We start from the raw sequence: 22,168 nt of genomic DNA, 5'->3' as shown, positions 1-22,168 counted from the left end.
TGTGCGTAGCTCTCTTTCCCTGGCGCGACACGCGCGTCTGAAGGAAGATCTATGAAGAAGGCTGTGGCAGAAATGGGTGGTGTCCCAACGCGTGGTGTAGGTCCACAGCCCGGACAGGCTAGGCTGCGCGGGTTACCCAGCGTGCGGCAGGCTGAATGCCAGATTCCTGAACTAGCGGCGCAGGCGAGGCACAAGGCCTATCGGGCGAGCCTTGAACTCACGGGGGCCGCTGTGGTGAAGACAAGCCGTGGCCAGATCGTGGAGCGTCGTTTGGCCGGATCCGTCGTTGTGCTCAAGACGGTCTCGCAGGGCCTGCGGATGAAGCCAGGCAGCGCGCTGCGGCGGGTCAAGTAGCCGGTCCGCTCTCCCCTCACCTCTCCCTCAACGCCTCCTGCGACTTCAGCATCGGTCGCAGCAAGTAGCTCAGCACCGAGCGCTCGCCCGTCTTGATCTCGACGGAGGCGGTCATGCCGGGGATGACGGGGAGGGCCTCGCCCTTGTATTTGAGGTTGTTGCGCTCGGCCGTGACGATGGCGCGGTAGTAGCCGCCGTCGGGGGCTTTGTCGCCTTCGTTGATGGCGTCGGGGCTCAGATACGTGACCTTGCCTTCGAGGCCGCCGTAGACGCTGAAGTCGTAGCCAGTGAGCTTGACCTCAGCCGTTTGGCCGACGCGCACAAAACCGATGTCCTTGGGGCGGACGCGCGCCTCGACGAGGACGCGGGGGCCCAGGGGGGCGATTTCTAGGATGGGGGCGCCGCTGGCGACGACGCCGCCCACGGTGCCGACCTTGATGGACTTGACGACGCCGCGCACGGGCGACTTGAGCGTGGTGCGTACCAGCGCGTCCTGGCGGACGACCTGCTGCTCGTCGAGTTGGGCGAGGTCGGACTGGACACGGACGAGGTCGGTGGCGGCTTCCTGGCGGAAGCGGCTGATGCGCTCGGTCTTTTGCTGCTGCATCTCATTGACCTGGCGCGAGAGGCGCATGACCTCAACGTCGCTCATCAGGCCCTTGGCGGCCATGTTCTGTGACAGCTGCAGCTCCTTGCCGAGCATGGCAACGCTGCGGTTGAGCGAGGCGACGGATTCGTCGAGCAGGCGGCGGCGCGCTTCAAAGGACTCGATCTCGGCCAGCGCGTAGCGGGACTTGGGCTCGACCTCGGGCGGGAAGTTGAGCGTGGTGCGGCCATTGGCCTCGGCGGTGAGGCGGGCCACGGCCGCCAGCAGGGCGAGGCGGCGCACCTGGCCTTCGTTCTGCTGGGCTTCGACACGGGTGGGGTCGAGCAGGGCGACGTCCTGGCCGGCCTGCACTTCCTGGCCTTCACGCACGAGCAGTTCGCGCAGGATGCCGGAGTCGAGGCTGGCGATGATTTGCTCGCGGCCGTCGGGGACGACGCGGCCTTCACTGCGGGTGACCTCGTCCACATGGGCGAAGCTGGACCAGGTGATGGCGACGATGACGATCACACACAGCAGGTAGAGCGCCCAGGTGGCGCGCGGCAGCGGCTCGTCCATGTGCGCGGCATGGATGGCGCTGACGAAGGGGACGTCGTGCTTGGTGAGAGAGGTCATGGGTGACCGGCGGGATCAGACAGAGGCGGAGCGCTGCACGGGCTGGGCGGCGGGGTGCATGTGGACGGCCGGGTCGCTGGGCGCAGCGGGGCGCACGCCGGAGAGCGCGGCCAGTACTTGGTCGCGCGGGCCGTCCATCACGACGCGGCCGGCATCGACCACGACGATGCGCTGCACCAGCTCCAGCGCTGCCGGGCGGTGGGTGACGACGACCAGCGTGCAGTTGCCGGCGGCATCACGCAGCTGGCGCAGGAAGGCGAGTTCGGACTGCGCGTCCATCGAGCTGGTGGGTTCGTCCATCAGCAGGATCTGAGGCTTGGTGACCAAGGCGCGTGCCAGGGCGACGAGCTGGCGCTGGCCACCGGAGAGCAACTGGCCCATTTCGCCCACGGGCAGGTCCCAGCCCATGGGGTGGGCGGCCACAACCTTGTCGAGGCCGGTGAGCTTGGCGACTTCGACCAGGCGGCCGGCGTCAAGGTGGGCGCGGTTCATCAGCACGTTGTCGCGCAGGGTGCCGAGGAAGAGCCGGGGCTCTTGCGACACGAAGCCGACGCGGGCACGGTACTCGGCCGGGTCCACCTGGCGCAGGTCGATGCCATCGACCTCGACCATGCCCTCGGTGGGCTGGTAGAGGCCACCCAGCAGCCGCAGGATGGTGGACTTGCCGCTGCCGATGCGGCCGAGGATGGCCACGCGCTCGCCGGCTTCCAGGCGCAGGGTCACGTTGCGCAGCACCTTGGGCGCTGCACCCTCGGGCGCCTTGCCGGGGGCAGGCGCTTGGGGCGGGTAGCTGAAGCCGACGTCGTGCAGGCCCACCTTGCCGGTGATGGTGGTGAGGGGCACGTAGTTGCGCTGGCTCTCGCGCTCGACGGGGGCATTCATCATGCGGTCGAGCGAGACCATGGCGGCGCGTGCGCCCTGGTAGCGGGTGGCCAGGCTGGTCAGGCTGCCGAGCGGCGCGATGGTGCGGCTGGCAAACATGATGGAGCCCATCAACGCACCGGCGGTGATGAGGCCGTCGTGGATCAGGTAGACGCCCCAGACCATCATGATCAGGTTGATGGCCTGCTGGGCGGTGGCCGAGATGTTCATGCTCCAGCTGGAGAGCGAGCGCGAGGTGAGCGCGGTGTCGGCCACCACGGCGGTGGACTGCTCGTAGCGGCGCAGGAAGCGCCCCTCGGCGCCGCAGGCCTTGACGTCCTCCAGACCTTCGAGGGACTCGACGAGCGTGCCGTGCAGGTCGGCAGTCTCGGCGAGGTTGGTGCTCATCGCCTTGCGCAGCGCACCCTGGATGACCCAGGACAGCCCGAGGATGACGGGCACCGCGATCACCAGCACCCAGCCCAGCGGCCCGCCGATGACGAAGGTCATCCCGATGAAGAGGAAGAGGAAGGGGATGTCGGACAGCGCGGACAGCGTGGCCGAGGTGAAGAACTCCCGCACCATCTCGACCTGCGCCATCGCATGCGCGTAGGAGCCCGCCGAGGCCGGCTTGTGCTCCATGCGCACGCCGAGGGTCTGGCGGTAGAGCTTGGCGCCGACGATGAGGTCGGTCTTGCGGCCGGCCAGGTCGATCAAATGGCTGCGCAACTGGCGCGAGAAGAGGTCGAACATCAGCGCGATGCCCGCGCCGACGGCAAGGGTCCAGAGCGTGACAAAGGCCTGGTGCGGGATGACCTTGTCGTACACGACCGACATGACCAGGCCGGAGACCAGCATCAGCACGTTGGACAGCAGGGCCGCCAGCATGGACGCGCGGTAGTAGGGCAGGAAGCGCTTGAGCGTGCCCCAGAGCCAGTGGCCGTCGAGGCCCGAGCCGCGCAGGTCAATCAGCCGGGCCTCAGGCCGCGAGCCGGCCGAGATCTCGACGGGCGAGGCGGCCAGGATGAAACCGGTGTATTCGCTGGCCAGCTCGTCGGCGCTGGCCGGCACGGCGGCAGCCTCGGGGCCGGGGAAGACCACCTCGAAGCGCCCTTCGTCCAGCGCGCGCACCAGCACGCAGGCGTCGCCGCCCTTGAGCAGCAACACGGCGGGCAGCAGCAGCGGGTGGATCTCTCGAATCTCTTTGCGCAGCAGGCCAGCGTTGTAGCCCGCCTCGCGCATCATGCGGATGGCGCCGTCGGGCGTGAGCTGGCCCTCGACGGGCGCCCCGGCGCGCAGGGACTCGACCGAGCGCGCGCGGCCGTGGTGGCGGGTGATCCAGGACAGGGCCTGCAGCAGCGGGTCACCCACCGGCAGGCTGGCCAGCTCGCTCAGGGCCTCGGCGCCCAGGTCGCGCTCGGGCGGCTGGGCGTTGTTGGCGGCCAGGCGCAAGCCGGGCGCGTCACCGGCCTGGTCAAAGAAGGGGTCGTGTTTGGACGCAGTCACGGGCGCCCCTCGCTGGCGGAGTACCGCCATCGGTCCCCCGAGGGGACGGCCATGGACGCCGGCCAAGCCGCCGTGCCATGCCCACGATGGGCCGGCTCGGGAGCGGCCCAGCGCTCGGCCCAAACCCGGCGAACAACCTCAGGCCTCTTCACTGCTTGGCCCTTTCAAGGAGGGCCAGGCGCTCGAACTCGGCTTCCATGTCACGCACGATGCCGGGGATGTCGAAGAGCGCGCTGCTGCGGCCATGCTCGGCCAGGTAGCGCTTGTAGGACGCGGCGCGCGCGGGCTGGTTGCCGATCTGGATGGCGCGGGCCTCGTACTCGGCCAGCGTGGTGGTGATCAGGTCGGGCAGGCCCACGGCGCTGAGCAGGCTGCCGGCCATGCGGGAGATGTAGGTGCGGCCCGAGCGGGTCAGGATGGGGGTGCCCATCCAGAGGCAGTCGCTCGCGGTGGTGCCGGCGTTGTAGGGGAAGGTGTCGAGGAAGAGGTCGGCCAGCTGGAAGCGGGCCAGGTAGTCCTGCGGCTGGGCGCGCGGCGCGAAGATCAGGCGCTCGGTAGCCACGCCTTCTTCGGCGGCGGTCTGGATGAGGTTTTGCTGGGCAAAGACGTTGTCGGCCAGCAGCCAGAGCACGCTGCCGTCCACCGCGCGCAGGATGCGCATCCATGAGCGGAAGACCTCTTCGCTCATCTTGTGGTTGTTGTTGAAGGCGCAGAAGACAAAGCCCGACTCCGGCAACCCGGCTTGAGCGCGCGTGGGCGCGGGCGAGGCTGTGCGCTGCCGGTCGCTGACCTGGTAGCAGTGCGGCAGGTAGATGGGCTTCTCGCTGTAGTTCGGCAGCACCTCGGGCGGCATCACGAAGCGGTCGGCAATGATCCAGTCCACGCCCGGCAGGGCCGAGGTGGCGGGCAGGCCCAGGTAGCCGGCCTGGATGGGGGCACCCCGGTAGGCCAGGATGTTGGGGCGGGCACCATTGGTGAGGCCTTGCAGGTCGACGAGCACGTCGATGCCTTCGTCGGCAATCAGCTGGGCCACGGCCATGTCGCTCAATGCGTGCACCGGGTGGTAGGTGTCGAAACCGGCCTTGATGCGGGCGCGCAGCTCGGTGCCGTCCTCACGGCTCCAGGAAAAAGCGTGCACCTCGAAGCGGCTGCGGTCGTGCAGGCCATAGAGCTCGGCCGTCAGCAGGCCGACGGCGTGCATGTGCAAATCGCCCGACAGGTAGCCAAGCTTGATCTTGCCTTCGCGGCGCTTGGCTGCCAGGCGGTGCAGCGGCTTGCCGTGGTACTTGACGACGCGGTCGGCCACGAAGCGGCGGGCAATCAGCAACTGCATCACCGGGTCGTCGCTCTCGTCCAGCATGCCCAGCAGCGAGGTGTTGGTGAGCAACTGGTTGTGGGTCACCTCGCCCACGGTCTTGAACACCGGCCACTCACACTGCTTCTGGCGGATGTGGACGTAATGCTGGATGACGTCGGGCTGGTCGGCCTTCATCTCCAGCGAGCGCACCATCAGCGCCTCGGATTCGTCGTAGCGCTTTTGGTCTTCGAGCAGGCGTGCGGCGTTGTTGATGCCGTGCAGGCGCAAATCAAGCGGGTCAGTGCCCAGGCCCTGGGGCTCTTCGATCTCATAGACCTGGCGCCAGGCGTCCAGGGCTTCTTCGTGGCGACCCAGGTGCTCCAACTGATGCCCGAGGTTGAGCCGCGCCTGGGCGAAATTGGGAGCCAGTTTGAGCGCGGTCTCATAGACCTCCACCGCCTCGGCGTGGCGGTGCTTCTCGCCCAGCAAGGTGCCCCAGTTGAAGCAGGCCACCTGGCGCAGCGGTGAATCCGAGGCCGCCACCCAGGTCTGGTAGAGCAGGATGGCCGCGTCGATCTGGCTGGCCGCCTGCAGCTTGCCGGCGGTCTCCATCAGCTGGGGCAGGCCCATGGCGCCTGTGCGCGCTTCGTTCAGCCACTGCTCAACAATGGCCAGGCCATCAGGGGACGCGGGGGCGGGAGTGGACATATCCATGGGCGGACAAGCGCGGCCGAAGCCGCGCCTGGAATTGGGGCTTTGGCTGATGTTAGGTCGCCCCTCCCGCTAAAGAGGCCCCGATCAGGCCACGGATTGCCCAGTATTTCGCACAGCATGCACCTGCCCCTCGTCCAACCCCGCCACGCTGAACGCGGGCGAGTCTGGCCGGTCTTGCAGACCGCGCTGCGGCTTGCGCCGCAGCCCTTCGGCAGGCACATGGCGTCCATCGGACGCCCCGTGTCCGGCCTCAGCCCCCGAGGGGATGCGGCTGCTCGCGGCGTGGAGCCGCAAGCAGCCGCTGACGGGCCGGCTTGGGGCGGCCCGGCGCTCGGCCCGAAATACCTCCCGTTACGTACCAGCTCAGGCGGCGCCGAGGTAGTCCGTCTTGCCCAGCGGCACGCCCGCGTGGCGCAGCAGCGCGTAGGTGGTGGTGGCGTGGAAGTAGAAGTTGGGCGTGGCGTAGTGGCGCAGGTAGGTCAGGCCGTCGAACTTGAGCGGCTCGCCCGAGCGGCGCGGCACGGTGATGACCCGGTCTTCGCTGCCGGCCAGGGCTTCGGCCGGGATGGAAAGCACGTAGTCGCGGGTCTTCTTGATGCGCTCGATCAGCTCGTCCAGGCTGGCCTCGTTGTCCTCAAAGCGGGGCGCCTCCTGGCCGGCCAGACGGGCCATGCAGGCCTTGGCGGCATCGCTGGCGATCTGGATCTGGCGCGGGAAGGGCAGCATGTCGGGCGCCAGGCGCAGGGTCAGGTAGACGGCCGGGTCGAACTTCTTGGTCTCGGCATGGGTGCGCGCCTGCTCCAGCCAGGTGAGCATGTTGTTCAGCATGCGGGCAAAAACGGGGGCGCTTGCGGCGTGCATCGAGATCTGGGTCATGGGGGTCCTGTGGGGTGGTTGGGGGTGTTTGCGGGAAAGCGATGGTAGGCAGCATGGCAAAGCCCGCACCACCCCCACGGCAAAATGGGGTCTGCTATGAACATCATCATCCTTGACGACTACCAGGACGCCGTACGCAAGCTGCAGTGCGCGGCCAAGCTGGAGCCGCTCAATGCCAAGGTGTTCACCAACACGGTCAAGGGCATCGGCCAGCTGTCCGTGCGGCTGCGGGACGCCGAGGTGCTGGTGCTGATCCGCGAACGCACCGCCTTCCCGCGCTCGCTGCTGGAGAAGCTGCCCAAACTCAAGCTGATCTCACAGACCGGCCGGGTCGGCCCCCACATCGACATCGACGCCTGCACACGCCTGGGCATTGCCGTGGCCGAAGGTGTGGGCGACCCCAATGCCCCGGCGGAGCTGACCTGGGCGCTGATCATGGCCTCGATGCGCCGGCTGCCGCAGTACATCGGCAACCTCAAGCACGGCGCCTGGCAGCAGGCGGGCCTGAAGTCAGCCTCCATGCCGGTGAATTTCGGGCTCGGCATGCTGCTGCGCGGCAAGACCCTGGGTATCTGGGGCTACGGGCGCATCGGCCAGAAGGTGGCGGGCTTTGGCCGCGCCTTTGGCATGAAGGTGCAGGTCTGGGGCAGCGAGGCCTCGCGCCTCAAGGCGGCGGCCGACGGCTACCAAGCTGCCGAGAGCCGCGAGGCTTTCTTCGAGACCAGCGACGTACTGACCCTGCACCTGCGCCTGGCGGATGCCACGCGCTGCATCGTCACGCCCGACGACCTGGCACGCATGAAGCCGACAGCCCTCTTCGTCAACACCTCGCGGGCCGAGCTGGTCGTCGAGGGCGCGCTGGTGCAGGCCCTGAACCGTGGCCGCCCCGGCATGGCGGCGGTGGACGTGTTTGACAGCGAGCCCATCCTGCAAGGCCACCCGCTGCTGCGCCTGGAAAACGCCGTGTGCACGCCGCACATCGGCTACGTCGAGCAAGACAACTACGAGATGATTTTTGACGCGGCGTTCGAGAACGTCCTCAACTTCATCCGCAACCACCCGACCAACATCGTCAATCCGGAAGCGCTCAAGGTGATCCGGTGAACCAGCCGACCTCGGTGTCGGCGCTGTTCGTGGCGTTCTCGCGCCTGGCACTGCAGGGTTTTGGCGGGGTGCTCGCGGTGGCCCAGCGGGAGCTGGTGGAACGCCTTGGCTGGCTGAGCAAGGACGAGTTCGTCGAGTTGCTGGCCACGGCCCAAGCCCTGCCTGGGCCCAATGTCGTCAACCTGTCGATGATGATCGGCGACCGCTACTTTGGGCTGCGCGGCGCGCTGGCGGCGCTGGCTGGCATGCTGGTGCTGCCGTCGGCCCTGGTGCTGATGGCTGCCGCCCTGCTGGCCCATTTGACGGCCGAGACCTGGGTGCAGGATGCGCTGCGCGGCATGGGCATGGTGTCGGCCGGCCTCATCCTGGCCACCGGGCTCAAGCTGCTGCCCACGCTCCGCACCCATCCACTGGGCCGGCCGCTCGCGCTGGCGCTGGCAGTGCTGGGCTTCGGCGCCGTGGTGCTGCTGCACTTGCCGCTGGTGGCAGTGATTGGCGTACTCGGGCCCATCGGCATTGCTCTGGCGTGGCAGCGGCTGCCGCCCTGAACATGGACAGCGTCTGGCTTGACCTGCTACTGCACTTCATGGCGCTGTCGCTGCTGGCCATTGGCGGCGCCATCACGACGGTGCCCGAGATGCACCGCTACCTGGTCACACAGCGCGGTTGGCTCGCTGAGGCGGACTTCACCAGCGCCATCGCGCTGGCCCAGGCGGCCCCAGGGCCCAACCTGCTCTTCGTGGTGGTGCTGGGCTACCAGGTGGCGGGGTTGGCCGGCGCGGCGGCGTCCTTGGCAGGCATGCTGCTGCCCTCCGCCACGCTGACCCTCGCTGCCACCCGCTGGGCCCGCGCCAACCGTGAGTGGCGCGGCGTGCGTGCTTTCAATGCGGGCATGACGCCGCTGACCCTGGGGCTGATCCTGTCGTCTGGCTGGCTGCTGGCCGCGCCTTTCCTGCGGGCGCCCGAGCACCGCTGGAGCAGCGGGGCGCTGATGGTGCTGACCATCGTGCTGACGCTGCGCACGCGCATCAACCTGGTTTGGCTGGTGCTCGGGGGCGGCGTGCTGGGGGCCCTGAGGGTGGTGTAGGACTGCGGGACCTGAAAGCCGCAGGCGGCCGCCCCAGCAGGCGCATGAAGGAGCGCCGCATGCGCTCGGTGTTGCCAAAGCCGCAGTCCAACGCCACGCGCAGCACCGAGGGGTTGCCGCCTTCCAGCAAGGCCTGTGCGGCCTGCACGCGCAGGCGCTCCACGGCCTGGGCGGGGGTGGCCCCGGTTTCCTCCAGGAAGCAGCGCGCAAAGTGGCGCGGGCTCATGCAGGCCAGGGCAGCCAGGGCCTCGACGCGGCAGTCCTGGCGCAGGTCACGGCGCAGGGTGTCGAGCAGTGCGCTGAAGCGGCCGTCGGGGCGCTGCATCTCCAGCAAGGGCGAGAACTGCGATTGCCCTCCGGGCCGCCGCCGCTCCACCACCAGCTCACGCGCCGCCTTCAGGGCCATGTCCTCGCCATGGTCGTGCGCCAGCAGCGCCAGGCAGAGGTCGATGCCGGCCGTCATGCCGGCGCTGGTCCAGACCTCGGGCAGGCCACGCCGTCGCACGGCCGGCTCGCGCACATAGATGCGATCAGGCTGCAAGCGCACGGCTGGGTGCTCGTTGGCGAATTGGCGGCTGCGAGACCAATGCGTGGTGGCAGTGCGCTCGTCCAGCAAGCCGGCTGCCGCCAGCAGCAAGCTGCCGCTGCAAATGCTGGCCACGCGCACGCCAGCCTGGGCCGCACGCTGCAGCCATGCCACCAGGCGCGCGTCGCGGCAGGCGGCGTCCACGCCATCGCCGCCGATCACCATCACCAGGTCGATGGCATCGAGGCGGCGCGGCAAGCCCGCCACCGGCCAGGGCACGCCGGCTGAGCTGCGCACCGCCGGCGGCGCGCTGGCCACCAGGCGCCAGTCGTAGCTGCCTGGGCTGGCTCGCTGGGCCAGCTCGAACACGGCCATAGGCCCGGCCAAATCCAGCTGCTGGAACCCGGGAAAAAGCACAAAGGCGATGTGGCAGGCCATGCCCCGAACTATCGCAGAGCCACCCAATCTGCGTGGCAGAAAAGGTGGGAACTGCGTCATGGCGGCCACTTCTTCCGCGCCCCACACTGCGCGTCATGCCTGCCATCGACCAGCACCTCATCACCATCACTCAGCGGCCCGACATCGTCTTTGCCTCGGGCCACGGCAGTTGGCTGACCGACGAGGGCGGCAAGCGCTATCTGGACCTGATGCAAGGCTGGGCCGTCAACGCGCTGGGGCACAGCCCGGCCGTCATCACCGACGCCCTGCTGCGGCAATCACAGCAGCTGCTGACGCCCAGCCCCGCCTACTTCAACCGGCCCATGCTGCAACTGGCGCAGCAACTGGCCAGCTTGTGCGGGCTGGAGCGCGTCTTCCTCGCCAGCTCGGGCGCCGAGGCCAACGAGGGCGCCGTCAAACTGGCGCGGCGCTGGGGCAGCCGCCACCGGGGCGGCGCACACGAGGTGATCAGCTTTGCCGACGCCTTCCACGGCCGCACGCTGGCGATGATGAGCGCCTCGGGCAAGCCTGGCTGGGACCGGCTCTACCCACCCATGCCCGGCGGCTTTGCCAAGGCGAGGCTGAACGACTTGGATTCAGTCCGGCGCGCCATCGGCCCGCAGACCGTGGCCGTGATGCTGGAGCTGGTGCAGGGCGAAGCGGGCGTGGTGGTGGCCGAGCCCGATTTCGTGCGCGCGCTGCGGGCGCTGACCGAGGAGCTGGGGCTGCTGCTGATCGTGGACGAGGTGCAGACCGGCGTCGGCCGCTGCGGCCACGCCTTCGCGTTTGAGCACTACGGCATCCGGCCCGACATCGTCACCCTGGCCAAGGGCCTGGGCGGCGGGGTACCACTGGCCGCCCTGCTCTGCCAGGAACGCTTCAACTGCTTCGAGCCTGGCGACCAGGGCGGCACCTTCTGCGGCAATGCGCTGATGGCCGCCGTGGGTCTGGCCGTGGTGAACGAGGTCTGCCGCGAGGACTTTCTCGCCCAGGTGAACGCGCGCGCCGCACAACTCTCGGTGGGCCTTCAGGCGGTTGTGCAGGACTACGGCCTCGTCGGCGAGCGCGGCCTTGGGCTGTTGCGCGCGCTGGAACTGCCCTCGCCCACCGCTCCCGCCGTTGTCGCGGCCGCCCAGGCACTGGCGCCGACGGGTCTGCTGCTCAATGCGCCCCGGCCGCATCTGCTGCGCTTCATGCCGGCGCTGAACGTGAGCGCCGGCGAAATCGACGAGGGGCTCATGCTGTTGCGCCGGGCACTTTCAGACGCGCGCGTTTGAATTCCCGGGCCGAGCGCCGGGCCGCCCCAAGCCGGCCCGTTGTGGCAATGCGAGTGGCTCAATGCCACTCGCATTGGCGTCCCCTCGGGGGACCGACTGGGCGAGCCCGCGTACAGCGCGGCTCGACCGGGCGAGGGGCCTACTCTTTTGTGCCGAAGATCTTGTCGCCGGCGTCGCCCAGGCCCGGGATGATGTAGCCGAGTTCGTTGAGATGGCTGTCGATGGCCGCTGTCCAGCAGCGCACCTCGGGGTGGGCGTCGTGCAGGGCCTTGACGCCCTCGGGCGCGGCCACCAGCACCAGGGCGCGGATGTCCTTGCAGCCGCGCGCCTTGAGCAGGTCGATGGTGGCGATCATCGAGCCGGCGGTGGCGAGCATCGGGTCCACGATCAGCGCGGTGCGCTGCTCCAACTGGCCCACAAAGCGCTCGAAGTAATGCACGGGCTTGAGTGTTTCGTGGTCACGCGCCAGGCCCACCACCGAGACCTTGACATTGGGCAGGATCTCCAACACCCCGTCCAGCATCCCGAGTCCCGCGCGCAGGATGGGCACGACGGTGACCTTCTTGCCGGCGATCTGCTCGATGGGCGTGGGACCGCACCAACCGTCGATGCTGGTGGCCTCGACCGGGAAATCGGCCGTCGCCTCGTAGGTGAGCAGCTGGGCGACTTCGCCCGTCAGCTCGCGGAACTTCTTGGTCGAGATCTCGGCCTCGCGCAGCAGGCCGATCTTGTGTTTGACAAGCGGGTGTTTGACTTCGATCACCGGCATGGCCGTGCCCTCTTCAACGACGCTGGCGCAGGGCCTCGTAGAGGCACACGCCTGCGGCGACCGACACGTTCAGGCTCTCGACCGCGCCGGCCATGGGGATGCGCACCAGCTCGTCGCAGGTCTTGGCCGTGAGCTGGCGCATGCCTTCGCCTTCGGCGCCCAGCACCAAGGCCACGGGGCGGTTGAGGTCGATGTCGTAGATCGAGCGCTCGGCACTGTCGCTGGTGCCCACGACCCAGATGTCGCGCTCTTTCAGCTCGCCCAGGGTGCGGGCCAGGTTGGTCACCATCAGATAGGGCACGGTCTCAGCGGCGCCGCTGGCCACCTTGGCCACGGTGGCATTGAGGCCCACGGCCCGGTCACGCGGGGCGACCACGGCGTGCGCGCCGGCCCCATCGGCCACGCGCAGGCAGGCGCCGAGGTTGTGGGGGTCGGTCACGCCATCAAGCACCAGGACCAGGGGCGGGCCTTCGACCTCGTCGAGCACATCGTCGAGCGAATGCTTGGGCGCCAGCGCCTGCACACGGGCCACCACGCCCTGGTGTCGCGGGCCGCCGGCCAGTTGGGTCAGGCGCTCGTCGGGCGTCTCGATGAGGCGGACACCGGCCTCACGCACCCGCTCCACGAAGCTGCGCATGCGCGCGTCGCGGCGGCTGGGGTCGATATGGACTTCGGAGACCGACTCGGGGTGGGTCTTGAGCCGGACGGTGACGGCGTGGAAGCCGTAGAGGACGGCGTTGGCGGGCTTGGACATGGCCGCCATGGTAGACGCTCAGTTCTTGCCTTGACGCGCCTTCACATAGCTCATGATGTTGACGAAGCTGTCGGTCCAGAAGCGCTGGCGGTGCTTGGCCAGATGGTCCAGCAGCGCCGCATGGGCCTCGCGGGTGACGTTCAGGTATTCGCCGCCCACGCCGTGGAAGAGCAGCACCACCATGCTGTGCTTGGCCGCCGCTTCGTCAACCAGGGCGATCAGGCGCTCGGCGCTGTAGCCCTCCACCGCGATGGTGGGCACGGCATAGGGGTCCACCTTGGCAGGGTCGTCGATCAGGTCCTCGCTCGCGCCGCGATAGGCCACGAACTGCTTGCGCAGCGCCGCGCCAAAGTCCTGCCCGCTGGCGCTCAGTTCCAGGCAGGGGGGCGTGAAGGTGCGCTGCGTCTTGCCATCCAGCGAATGCAGCCAGACGTTTGCAGCGATCACCTGCTCTTGCACCTGGGCGGGCAGGATCTTGTCCAGATCGTGATGGGCAGGCACCCAGTCGCGCGCGGGCTGGCTGGCCGAGCAGGCGTGAAAGAGGCTGTGGTTGCCCAGCTCATGCCCGGCCTTGGCAGCGCGGCGCCATTCGGGCAAGCGGGCCGGCACGGTGGGCGCGTTGATGGGCAGGTAGAAGCTGGCCTTGAGATGGCGCTGGTTGAGCGCGGGGATCACGGTGTCGAGCTGCGAGGCCAGGCCGTCGTCATAGCCCAGGCTGACGGCCGCCTGCGCGCCCTTGGGCCAGGCCCAGTCGCCAGCCCAGGCCGGTGCCAGCAGCGACACGGCCAGCGCGGCCACCACCAACGAGAACTTCTTGCGCATCACCACCCCTTTTGGAATCTCAAAGCACGGCCAGCAAGCCCAGCAAGACCGGCTGATGCAGCATGTAGATGCTCAGCGGCCAGCGGCCCAGCAGCGCCAAGCCGGAGGCGCCGGGCGGGAGTCTGCCTGACCAGCGCTCGGGCTGGCTGCGGGTGAACACGAAGCCGAGCAACATGACCCCGAGCCAAGGCAGCACGGGGGCGTAGTCCTCGGTGACGGGCTTGTGGGTGACGAGGCCGACCCAGTTGGTCCAGCGGCTGTCAAAGAAGGGGTGCCCGCCCAGCTGTGGCGCTACCAAGGCCAAGGCCGCCAGTGCCAGCAGCGCCCAAGTGGGCCAGCGCGCCAGCCCCAAGCGGAGCAGCAGCAGCATCACGGCCATGCCGTGCAGGATGCCAAAGCTGATCCAGCCACGCGGGAACATCCACCACGAGCCGGCCGACACGAGCAGCGCGCAGCCGGCTATCCGTCCCCAGCGCCGCCAAAAGCGCCCGGCGCCCTGCCCGGCAGCCACCGCCAGCGCCTGGCCACTGCCGGCGCAGAACAGGAAGAGGCTGACGATGGCCGTGCGCTGCGTGGTCCAGAACGGGTCGCGGTAGAAGTCCTGCTGCAGCCAGCCGAAGTGGTTGAGGTCAAAGCAGAAGTGGAAGCCCACCATCCACACGATGGCCGCGCCGCGCAAGGCATCGAGCCGGTCGGCCCGGGAGGGCGAAGGGGCGGGTACCTGCATGAGCCAGCGTCAAGGGCTTCCGGGAGCGTTGCGCTGGCGCTGCTGCTCGCGCCAGGCGCGCCGCGCGGCCTGGGTCTGGGCAGCGGTCTCTTGCTCACGCTGGCGGGCGATGCGAGTGCCCTCCTCGGGGTCGGCGGCGCTGTGCATGCCCTCGGCTCTCAGCCGGGCCTCGTAGGCGCCCGAGTTGCTGGACTGCGCGGCCTGCGCCTCGCGGCTGATGCGCCAGTCGGCCTCGGTGTAGCGGCCCTGGCCCTTGGCGCACTGCCGCGCGCGGCGGATCTCGTCCACCATGAACTGCCGGGCCTCGGTGCTGAGGCTGGTGGAGCTGGCGCGGGTTTCCATGTCGCGCAGCTCGGTGCTGCTGGGGCAGACATTGGCGGGCGGCTCGGTAGCGGTGGGTTTGGCAGCGGTGACCACGGGCGCCGCGCCGCTGGCGGGCGGCCTGGGCGCATCGGCCACATTGGCCTGCAGGCGCTGGGGGCTGAGGCTGGCGCCACGGTCCGGGCAGGGCCGGTCGGTGTAGCGGGTCTGCCCGTCAATCTCGCACTTCCAGACGCCCTGGGCCAGCGCCGTGGCCGGGAGCGCGAAGGTCAAAGCAAGTGCAAGGAAGGGGCTGGAAAAAACGGCTGGCGTCACGATCTTGTCCTCCAAATGGCCAGCCCGCGCAACGCGGCACCCGCGCCCCGCGCTGACAGCCGACCAAAATGGAAGCCGCATCTTCGCCCGGATTTGAACCATGCCCGCTGCCGCCCTGCTCCGCCGCCCCGCCGTTCTGCTGACCGCTGGCCTCGTCGCCCTGGCTGCCGCTGGGTGCTGGCACATGGATGCCCAGAGCAAGACGCCCGCCCAGCCCCGCGCCGTCACGCCGCGCGGCGCGCTGGACGCCGACGAGAACAACAACATCAACGTCTTCAAGAAGACCTCGCCCTCGGTCGTCCACATCACCAACCTGGCGCTGCAGCGCGACTTGTTCTCGCTGCGCGTGACCGAGCAGCCCCAGGGCACGGGCACCGGCTTCATCTGGGACGAGAACGGCCACATCGTCACCAACTTCCACGTGATCCAGGGTGCCAATGCGGCCACCGTGACGCTGTCGGACCAGAGCGTGCTCCCCGCCAAGCTGGTGGGCGCCTTCCCGGACCGTGACATCGCGGTGCTGCGCATCGACGTGCCCAAGGACAAGCTCGCCCCCATCGCCATCGGCACCAGCCGCGAGCTGCAGGTGGGCCAGAAGGTCTATGCCATCGGCAACCCCTTTGGCCTGGACCAAACCCTGACTACCGGCATCGTCTCGGCGCTCAACCGCGAAATCGAGTCCGTGACCCGCCGCACCATCAAGGGCGCGATCCAGACCGACGCGGCCATCAACCCCGGCAACTCGGGCGGCCCGCTGCTCGACTCAGCCGGCCGGCTGATTGGCGTGAACACCTCGATCTACAGCCCCAGCGGTGCCAGCGCCGGCATTGGCTTTGCTATTCCCGTGGACGAGGTCAACCGCATCGTGCCGCGCCTGATCCGCGACGGGCGCTTCATCCGCCCCGCCCTGGGGGTGACGGCGGGCGCCGCGCAGCTGACGCAGAGCCTGGGCGCCCCCAAGGGCGTGCTGCTGGTGGGCGTGGTGGCCGGTGGCCCGGCCGCGCAGGCGGGGCTGCAGCCCTACACGCGCGGGCGGGACGGGCGCATCGTGGCTGGCGACGTGATCACAGCCGTGAACGAGCAGCCGGTGGCCGACCTGGATGACATGCTCGGCCTGCTGGAGCAGCGCCAGATCGGCGAGAAGGTGGTGCTGAGCGTCTGGCGCGCGGGGCAGACCAGGCGCGTCAACGCCACGCTGGGCAGCTCGGATTGAGCCCACGCCGGGGGCGCTCGAGCGTCAGCCCACGGTCAGCTTGCGTAGCGAATCAACCGACGCGCTGCAAGCCCTGAGGAAATCGACCATTACTGCACACCTCCACGGGCAGCTCTACCACTATTCTCGAAGCGTTGTCACACCGAAGCCTGCGCGTCGGTGCACTGGTGTGGCCAGGCTATGCGCCGTGATCCGCCAGCGGGTGGCCGGATCCTCGGGGAGAAAGGGTCCGTATGCAGTTTCCGAGCGCCCAGCGCCCGGCCAGTGCCGGTCAGGCCGGCTCAGCGCCACTTTCTGGCTTGCGCTACTTCTGGAGCGGCCGTGGCCTCTTCAGGCCCGGAGTGGTGCTACTTCGGGCACAGCGCTTCCGCACCAAGGCCTGGATCATCAGCCTGAGCTTCCTGTTGCCGGTCATCATCCTGGCGCAGGGGTATTTCAGCTCACAGCGCGATGCGCGCGAGGTGGCGCTGGCGGAGCTGCAAGGCGTGGCCGATGTACGCCAGCTGAGCAAGGAGCTCAGCGAGTTGCAGGCCAAGGCCGGCGACGCCGCACGGCGGCAGGAACTGCTGGCGAACTACGAAAAGATTGCCGACCGCAGCGGCCTCATCCTCGACCCCGAGGCGCCCAGCTACTACGCGATGGACGCTGCCCTGCTGGTGCTGCCGCAGCTGACCGACCTGACCACCGAGCTGGCGGCGGGCAAGTCGGGCGAGGCCACGGTGGCGCGCATCAGCGATGCCCGCAAACGCCTGAGCGCTGGCCTGGCGCGGCTGGAAGCCGCCGTCAAGACAGACGCCGATACCCTGGCCCTGGTGCGCAGCATGCAGGCCAGCCTGGCCGGCAGCAATGCCGATAGAGCCGACAAGGCCGAGGCCCTGTGGCAGGCACAGGCCCAAATGACCGGTCTTCTTGAGCGTTTGCTCCACGAGCGCACCGCGCGCATCAGCAGCGAGTCCTGGCGCATGGCGCTGTTGATCGTGCTCTCCCTGCTGGCCGGCACCTACTTGTTCTACAGCTTCGCGCTCGTCACCGGGGGCGGCATCTCGATGATTGCGCAGCGCATCCGCGTGGTGGCGGAGGGCAATCTGGTGGGCTCCAGCCATGCCTGGGGCAATGACGAGTTCGCCTACGTGGCGCGCCGCGTGGGTGAGATGCAGAAGGTGCTCAAGGACTCGATGGAGCACATCACCGCAGCAGCCGACAAGGTGGCCGAGGTCAGTGAAGAGCTGCAGTCCTCGAATGACCTGCTGGAGGTGGGTGCGTCCAGCAGCGCCGAGACCCTGTCCATCGCCGGCAAGTCGCTGGAGGACATGCGCGAGGTGGTGCGCGCGGTGGACGAAAGCGTCAAGGGCGCGGCGGACGAATCCGTGCGCAACGAAGCCGTGGCCGTGCAAGGCGGCGAGCAACTGAGTGCTGCCGTGGCCACCATGCAGGAAGTGGAAGTGGCGGCCCGGCGCATCGCCGAGATCATTGGCCTGATCGACCAGATTGCCTTCCAGACCAATCTGCTGGCCTTGAACGCTGCCGTGGAGGCCGCGCGCGCGGGCGAGAGCGGCCGGGGCTTTGCCGTGGTGGCGGGCGAGGTCCGCGTGCTGGCAGGGCGCACGGCCAATGCGGCCAAGGACATCCGCAAGCTGATCAACGACAGCGTGGAGTCCAGCCAGCGCGGCTCAGAGCAGGTGCGCACCAGCGGCGAGGCGATCCAGGCCCTGGTGGCCTCAGCCAGCCAGCTGCGCTCGACGCTGGCGGACATCACGCACAGCACCCAGGCGCAGGTGGGCCATATGCAGGCCATCACCAACACCATGTTCGACCTCAAGACCGTGAGCGAGCAGACGACGCTGATGGTGGGCCAGAGCTTGTCCAGCGCCGACACCATGAAGCAGCTGTCTGACCAGCTGCGCGAAGAGGCTCGCCGCTTCCAGCTCAGCGCCGACGACAACGCGCGGCTCTGAGCCGCGCGCTTCCCAGACGTCAGCCTAAAGCCTTGCGGGCGTTCTGGAACATGCGCAGCCAGGGGCTGCTGCTCCCCACATCCCCACTCGTCCAGCTCATCTGCACGTTGCGGAACACCCGCTCGGGGTGGGGCATCAGCGCCGTGAAGCGGCCATCGGGCGTCGTCACCGACGTGAGGCCACCGGGGCTGCCGTTCGGGTTGAACGGATAGACCTCGGTCGGCTGGCCGGCGTTGTCCACAAAGCGCATGGCTTTGACGACGCGGCTCGCATCACCTTGGCGCGCGAAGTTGGCAAAGCCTTCACCGTGGGCGACGGCGATCGGCATGCGGCTGCCGGCCATGCCGGTGAAGAAGAGGCTGGGTGACTCCAGCACCTCGACCATGGAGAGGCGGGCCTCGAACTGTTCGCTCTGGTTGCGCGTGAAGCGCGGCCAGGCGTCGGCGCCGGGGATGATGGCCGCGAGCGCCGCCAGCATCTGGCAGCCGTTGCACACGCCCAGGGCCAGGGTGTCAGGCCGCGCAAAGAAGGCCTTGAACTGCTCGGCCAGGCGGGCGTTGAACATGATGGAGCGGGCCCAGCCCTCGCCGGCACCCAGGGTGTCGCCGTAGCTGAAGCCGCCGCAAGCCACGAAGCCGGCAAAGCCGTCGAGTTGCACGGCGCCCGACTGCAGGTCGCTCATGTGCACGTCGTGCGCGTCGAAGCCGGCCTGGGCCATTGCGTAGGCCATCTCGACGTGAGAGTTGACGCCCTGCTCGCGCAGGATGGCCATCTTGGGCCGCTTGCCGGTGGCGATGAAGGGCGCGGCCACGTTCTGGGCCGGGTCAAAGCTCAGGGACACGTGCATGCCGGGGTCATCCGCGCGGCCGGCAGCCGCGTGCTCGGACTCGGCACAGGCCGGGTTGTCGCGCAGCAAGTTGATGCGATAGGAGACCTCGTCCCAGGCCTGCTGCAGCGCGGTGAGGTCAGCACCCAAGACCTTTTTGGCATCGCGCCAGACCTCGACCTGGCGCGTGGTGTTGGGCTTGGCGACCACGTGCGAGTGCTTGGACAGACCATGCGCGCGCAGCACTTGCAGCGCAGCATCGCGGTCGGCGGCGCGGACCTGGATCAGGGCGCCGAGTTCTTCGCTGAAGAGGGCGCGCAGGGTCAGCTCGTCACGGCGCGGGCCGACTTGGGTGGCCCAGTTCTTGGCGTCGCCGGTGTCGGCACGGCTGTCGTTGACGCCGTCGCCCTCGGTCACCAGCAGGTCCACGTTCAGGCTCAGGCCTTGCTGGCCGGCAAAGGCCATCTCGCAGGCCGCCGCCCAGAGGCCGCCGTCGCTACGGTCGTGATAGGCCAGCAGCTTGCCCTGGCCGCGAAGTTCATTGATGGCGGCGACCAGGCTCTTGAGCAGCTGCGGGTCGTCCAGGTCCGGCACGGCGCCGCCGAACTGGTTCAGCGTCTGCGCCAGGATGGAGCCGCCCATGCGGTGCTGGCCTTGGCCAAGGTCGACGAGGATCAGGCAGGAGTCTTCGCGCTTGAGTTCGGGCGTCAGCGTGCCGCGCACGTCGGCAATCGAGGCAAAGGCGGTGACGATGAGCGACACCGGCGCGGTGACTTGTTTGTCTTCCCACTTGGTGCGCATCGACAAGGAGTCCTTGCCCACCGGAATCGACACCCCCAGCGCCGGGCACAGCTCCATGCCCACGGCCTTGACCGTGTCGTAAAGCGCGGCGTCTTCGCCGGCCTCGCCGCAGGCGGCCATCCAGTTGGCGCTGAGCTTGACGCGAGAGAGTTCAATCGGCGCGGCCAGCAAGTTGGTGATGCTTTCGGCCACGGCCATGCGGCCTGAGGCGGGGGCATCGACGCTGGCCAGCGGCGTGCGCTCGCCCATGCTCATGGCCTCGCCGGCAAAGCCCTTGAAGTCGGCCAGGGTGACGGCGCAGTCCGCCACCGGCAGCTGCCAGGGGCCGACCATCTGGTCGCGGTGGTTGAGGCCGCCCACGGTGCGGTCGCCGATGGTGACGAGGAAGCGCTTGCTGGCCACGGTCGGGTGGCGCAGCACATTGAAGGCGGCTGCTTCGAGGCTAGTGCCCGAGAGGTCGAGCGTGCCGGCGTTGCGGGCCACGCGCTTCACGTCACGATGCATCTTGGGCGGCTTGCCCAGCAGCACGTCCATGGGCATGTCGATGGCGCGCTCGCCGCCGGGGCCGTCTTCCAGCACCAGCTCGCGCTGCTCGGTCGTCACGCCGACGACGGCGAAGGGGCAGCGCTCACGCTCGCACAGGGCCGCAAAGGCGTCGAGGCTCTCGGGCGCGATGGCCAGCACGTAGCGCTCCTGGCTCTCGTTGCACCAGATCTCCTTGGGCGCGAGGCCCGACTCTTCAAGCGGCACCTTGCGCAGATCGAAGATGGCGCCACGGCCGGCGTCGTTGACCAGCTCGGGGAAGGCATTCGAGATGCCGCCCGCGCCCACGTCGTGGATGGCCAGGATGGGGTTGGCCGTGCCGAGGCCCCAGCAGTGGTTGACCACCTCTTGCACGCGGCGCTCGATCTCGGGGTTGCCGCGCTGCACGGAGTCGAAGTCGAGGTCGGCCGTGTTGGTGCCGGCGGCCATCGAACTAGCAGCACCGCCGCCCATGCCGATGCGCATGCCGGGGCCGCCCAGTTGCACGAGCAAGGTGCCGGCCGGGAACTCGATCTTGTGCGTCAGCTCACTGCGGATGGCACCAATGCCGCCCGCGATCATGATGGGCTTGTGATAGCCGCGGCGGATGCCGTCCACCGTCTGCTCATAGACGCGGAAGTAGCCACCCAGGGCGGGCCGCCCGAACTCGTTGTTGAAGGCCGCGCCGCCCAGCGGGCCGTCGATCATGATCTGCAGCGCCGAGGCGATGTGGCTGGGCTTGCCGAACTTCTCTTGCTCCCAGGGCTCGTTGGTGCCGGGCAGGTTGAGGTTGGACACCGAGAAGCCGGTGAGGCCGGCCTTAGGTCTAGCGCCCCGGCCGGTGGCGCCTTCGTCGCGGATCTCGCCGCCTGCGCCGGTCGAGGCGCCGGGGAAGGGCGAGATGGCCGTGGGGTGGTTGTGCGTCTCCACCTTCATCAGCACATGGGCCAGCTCCTCGCGCGAGGCGTAGACGCTGCCGCCGGCCGGCGCGGGCTGCCAACGCTCGATGCGGTGGCCTTCCATCACCGCAGCGTTGTCCGAGTAGGCCACGATGCTGTGCTGGGGGTTCAGCTTCTCGGTGTTGCGGATCATGCCGAAGAGGCTGAGCGCCTGCGCCTCGCCATCGACGGTGAACTGCGCATTGAAGATCTTGTGCCGGCAGTGCTCGCTGTTGGCCTGGGCGAACATCATCAGCTCGACGTCGCTGGGGTTGCGACCGAGCTTTTTGAAGTTGGTGTCGAGGTAGTCGATCTCGTCAGCGGAGAGCGCCAGGCCGAACTCGACGTTGGCCTTCTCCAGTGCGCTTCTCCCCTGCCCCAGCACGTCCACGTGCGCCAGCGGCTCGGCCACGCGCTCGTCGAACAAGTGACGGGCGTCGTCGCGGGTGAAGCAGGCCGACTCGGTCATGCGGTCGTGCAGCAGCACGGCGCAGGCTTGCAGTTCGGCGTCAGAGAGCGGCTTGGCGCCGCCCAACAGCCCCGTCTTGGTGGCAATGCGGTACTCGACCACCCGCTCCACGCGCCGCAGCGCCAGGCCGCAGTTGTGCGCAATGTCCGTCGCCTTGGACGCCCAGGGGCTGACGGTGCCCATGCGGGGCGTCACCACCACGAGCTGGCCCTCGCCAGCCACGGCCGGCTCGCCATAGTTGAGCAGCGCGGCAAAGCGCTCTGCCCCGGCGGCGTCAAGGGCCGCATCGGTCCAGACCCAGTGCACGGCACGCGCGGTGATGGCGCTGATGCGCTCGTTCACGCCCTGCAGTTGCGCCAGCAGCGCGGCGGCACGGAAGGGAGACAGGGCATTGCCGCCTTCAAAGGCGGTCAGGTGCTTGGGAGAAGTCATGGGAGCGTGCGGCAACCGCGAAAAGCAGCGGAGGGGGAGAAAGGG

At 68.8% G+C, this 22,168-nt stretch carries 17 protein-coding genes; 6 read left to right on the top strand and 11 right to left on the bottom strand.

Going from position 1 to position 22,168, the window contains the following annotated elements; genetic code table 11:
- Window positions 1–370: 370 nt before the first annotated feature.
- From ABDJ85_RS11850 to ABDJ85_RS11835, 4 genes are all read right to left on the bottom strand, one after another.
- A complete protein-coding gene (locus tag ABDJ85_RS11850) occupies window positions 371–1,573 on the bottom strand; it encodes an HlyD family type I secretion periplasmic adaptor subunit (protein ID WP_347704989.1) in 1,203 nt (400 codons plus the stop codon).
- Between the two features lie 15 nt (window positions 1,574–1,588).
- Window positions 1,589–3,940, bottom strand: coding sequence for a type I secretion system permease/ATPase (locus tag ABDJ85_RS11845; protein WP_347704988.1), 2,352 nt, complete (start codon window positions 3,938–3,940; stop codon window positions 1,589–1,591).
- A gap of 148 nt (window positions 3,941–4,088) precedes the next feature.
- Window positions 4,089–5,945 carry an O-linked N-acetylglucosamine transferase, SPINDLY family protein gene (locus ABDJ85_RS11840; RefSeq protein ID WP_347704987.1) on the bottom strand — a complete coding sequence of 619 codons (1,857 nt, stop codon included), beginning with the start codon at window positions 5,943–5,945 and terminating at the stop codon, window positions 4,089–4,091.
- A 369-nt stretch (window positions 5,946–6,314) separates the two neighbouring features.
- A complete protein-coding gene (locus ABDJ85_RS11835; protein WP_347704986.1) occupies window positions 6,315–6,827 on the bottom strand; it encodes a DUF1993 domain-containing protein in 513 nt (170 codons plus the stop codon).
- A gap of 96 nt (window positions 6,828–6,923) precedes the next feature.
- Between ABDJ85_RS11835 and ABDJ85_RS11830 the strand changes: the two genes are divergently transcribed.
- Genes ABDJ85_RS11830 through ABDJ85_RS11820 form a run of 3 tightly spaced genes read left to right on the top strand, consistent with a single transcriptional unit; the run spans window position 6,924 to window position 9,018 of the window.
- Window positions 6,924–7,931, top strand: coding sequence for a D-2-hydroxyacid dehydrogenase family protein (locus tag ABDJ85_RS11830; protein WP_347704985.1), 1,008 nt, complete (start codon window positions 6,924–6,926; stop codon window positions 7,929–7,931).
- Window positions 7,928–8,479 (top strand): chromate transporter, encoded by a 552-nt coding sequence (locus ABDJ85_RS11825; protein WP_347704984.1) that lies wholly within the window; start codon window positions 7,928–7,930, stop codon window positions 8,477–8,479. Before ABDJ85_RS11830 ends, ABDJ85_RS11825 begins: the two co-directional genes overlap by 4 nt.
- A complete protein-coding gene (locus ABDJ85_RS11820; RefSeq protein ID WP_347704983.1) occupies window positions 8,458–9,018 on the top strand; it encodes a chromate transporter in 561 nt (186 codons plus the stop codon). Before ABDJ85_RS11825 ends, ABDJ85_RS11820 begins: the two co-directional genes overlap by 22 nt.
- On the opposite strand, the gene ABDJ85_RS11815 is transcribed toward ABDJ85_RS11820, so the two are convergent.
- The gene (locus ABDJ85_RS11815; protein WP_347704982.1) at window positions 8,960–9,982 is read right to left on the bottom strand and encodes a GlxA family transcriptional regulator; all 1,023 of its coding nucleotides are present in this window, start codon (window positions 9,980–9,982) and stop codon (window positions 8,960–8,962) included. The two genes, ABDJ85_RS11820 and ABDJ85_RS11815, sit on opposite strands and share 59 nt — an antisense overlap.
- 95 nt (window positions 9,983–10,077) lie before the next feature.
- On the opposite strand from ABDJ85_RS11815, the gene ABDJ85_RS11810 reads away from it, so the two are divergent.
- Window positions 10,078–11,259 carry an aminotransferase class III-fold pyridoxal phosphate-dependent enzyme gene (locus ABDJ85_RS11810; RefSeq protein ID WP_347704981.1) on the top strand — a complete coding sequence of 394 codons (1,182 nt, stop codon included), beginning with the start codon at window positions 10,078–10,080 and terminating at the stop codon, window positions 11,257–11,259.
- 139 nt (window positions 11,260–11,398) lie between these two features.
- Here the strand turns inward: ABDJ85_RS11810 and upp are convergent, their stop codons facing one another.
- From upp to ABDJ85_RS11785, 5 genes are read right to left on the bottom strand one after another with little or no spacing between them, the layout of a single operon-like run.
- Window positions 11,399–12,028: a uracil phosphoribosyltransferase gene (gene upp / locus ABDJ85_RS11805; RefSeq protein WP_347704980.1), complete on the bottom strand. Its 630-nt coding sequence runs from the start codon at window positions 12,026–12,028 to the stop codon at window positions 11,399–11,401.
- A gap of 13 nt (window positions 12,029–12,041) precedes the next feature.
- A complete protein-coding gene (rlmB, locus tag ABDJ85_RS11800; RefSeq protein ID WP_347704979.1) occupies window positions 12,042–12,782 on the bottom strand; it encodes a 23S rRNA (guanosine(2251)-2'-O)-methyltransferase RlmB in 741 nt (246 codons plus the stop codon).
- 18 nt (window positions 12,783–12,800) lie between these two features.
- Window positions 12,801–13,604 carry a polysaccharide deacetylase family protein gene (locus tag ABDJ85_RS11795; protein WP_347704978.1) on the bottom strand — a complete coding sequence of 268 codons (804 nt, stop codon included), beginning with the start codon at window positions 13,602–13,604 and terminating at the stop codon, window positions 12,801–12,803.
- Between the two features lie 19 nt (window positions 13,605–13,623).
- A complete protein-coding gene (locus tag ABDJ85_RS11790; RefSeq protein ID WP_347704977.1) occupies window positions 13,624–14,331 on the bottom strand; it encodes an acetyltransferase domain-containing protein in 708 nt (235 codons plus the stop codon).
- A 9-nt stretch (window positions 14,332–14,340) separates the two neighbouring features.
- Entirely contained in the window at window positions 14,341–14,925 is a 585-nt protein-coding gene (locus ABDJ85_RS11785; protein WP_347704976.1) for a hypothetical protein, read from the bottom strand.
- A gap of 226 nt (window positions 14,926–15,151) precedes the next feature.
- Between ABDJ85_RS11785 and ABDJ85_RS11780 the strand changes: the two genes are divergently transcribed.
- Both ABDJ85_RS11780 and ABDJ85_RS11775 read left to right on the top strand, forming a co-directional pair.
- The gene (locus ABDJ85_RS11780) at window positions 15,152–16,180 is read left to right on the top strand and encodes a S1C family serine protease (RefSeq protein ID WP_430765547.1); all 1,029 of its coding nucleotides are present in this window, start codon (window positions 15,152–15,154) and stop codon (window positions 16,178–16,180) included.
- Between the two features lie 233 nt (window positions 16,181–16,413).
- Window positions 16,414–18,135, top strand: a complete 1,722-nt coding sequence (locus tag ABDJ85_RS11775) for a methyl-accepting chemotaxis protein (protein ID WP_347704974.1) — start codon at window positions 16,414–16,416, stop codon at window positions 18,133–18,135.
- A 19-nt stretch (window positions 18,136–18,154) separates the two neighbouring features.
- On the opposite strand, the gene purL is transcribed toward ABDJ85_RS11775, so the two are convergent.
- Window positions 18,155–22,123: a phosphoribosylformylglycinamidine synthase gene (purL, locus tag ABDJ85_RS11770; protein ID WP_347704973.1), complete on the bottom strand. Its 3,969-nt coding sequence runs from the start codon at window positions 22,121–22,123 to the stop codon at window positions 18,155–18,157.
- Between the last annotated feature and the right edge of the window lie 45 nt (window positions 22,124–22,168).

This window comes from Roseateles paludis (genome assembly GCF_039872745.1).
Taxonomy (GTDB): Bacteria; Pseudomonadota; Gammaproteobacteria; order Burkholderiales; family Burkholderiaceae_C; genus Pelomonas; species Pelomonas paludis.
The sequence above is the reverse complement of the archived record's forward strand: the minus strand, read 5'-3'. Positions and strand labels throughout refer to the sequence as shown.

Bases quoted from the DNA above. Each gene is read 5' to 3' on its own strand.
- ABDJ85_RS11840 (WP_347704987.1), bottom strand. From the start codon at position 5,945: ATGTCCACTCCCGCCCCCGCGTCCCCTGATGGCCTGGCCATTGTTGAG.
- ABDJ85_RS11780 (WP_430765547.1), top strand. From the start codon at position 15,152: ATGGATGCCCAGAGCAAGACGCCCGCCCAGCCCCGCGCCGTCACGCCG.
- ABDJ85_RS11810 (WP_347704981.1), top strand. From the start codon at position 10,078: ATGCCTGCCATCGACCAGCACCTCATCACCATCACTCAGCGGCCCGAC.
- upp (WP_347704980.1), bottom strand. From the start codon at position 12,028: ATGCCGGTGATCGAAGTCAAACACCCGCTTGTCAAACACAAGATCGGC.
- ABDJ85_RS11830 (WP_347704985.1), top strand. From the start codon at position 6,924: ATGAACATCATCATCCTTGACGACTACCAGGACGCCGTACGCAAGCTG.
- rlmB (WP_347704979.1), bottom strand. From the start codon at position 12,782: ATGTCCAAGCCCGCCAACGCCGTCCTCTACGGCTTCCACGCCGTCACC.
- purL (WP_347704973.1), bottom strand. From the start codon at position 22,123: ATGACTTCTCCCAAGCACCTGACCGCCTTTGAAGGCGGCAATGCCCTG.
- ABDJ85_RS11790 (WP_347704977.1), bottom strand. From the start codon at position 14,331: ATGCAGGTACCCGCCCCTTCGCCCTCCCGGGCCGACCGGCTCGATGCC.
- ABDJ85_RS11775 (WP_347704974.1), top strand. From the start codon at position 16,414: ATGCAGTTTCCGAGCGCCCAGCGCCCGGCCAGTGCCGGTCAGGCCGGC.
- ABDJ85_RS11850 (WP_347704989.1), bottom strand. From the start codon at position 1,573: ATGACCTCTCTCACCAAGCACGACGTCCCCTTCGTCAGCGCCATCCAT.
- ABDJ85_RS11815 (WP_347704982.1), bottom strand. From the start codon at position 9,982: ATGGCCTGCCACATCGCCTTTGTGCTTTTTCCCGGGTTCCAGCAGCTG.
- ABDJ85_RS11795 (WP_347704978.1), bottom strand. From the start codon at position 13,604: ATGCGCAAGAAGTTCTCGTTGGTGGTGGCCGCGCTGGCCGTGTCGCTG.
- ABDJ85_RS11835 (WP_347704986.1), bottom strand. From the start codon at position 6,827: ATGACCCAGATCTCGATGCACGCCGCAAGCGCCCCCGTTTTTGCCCGC.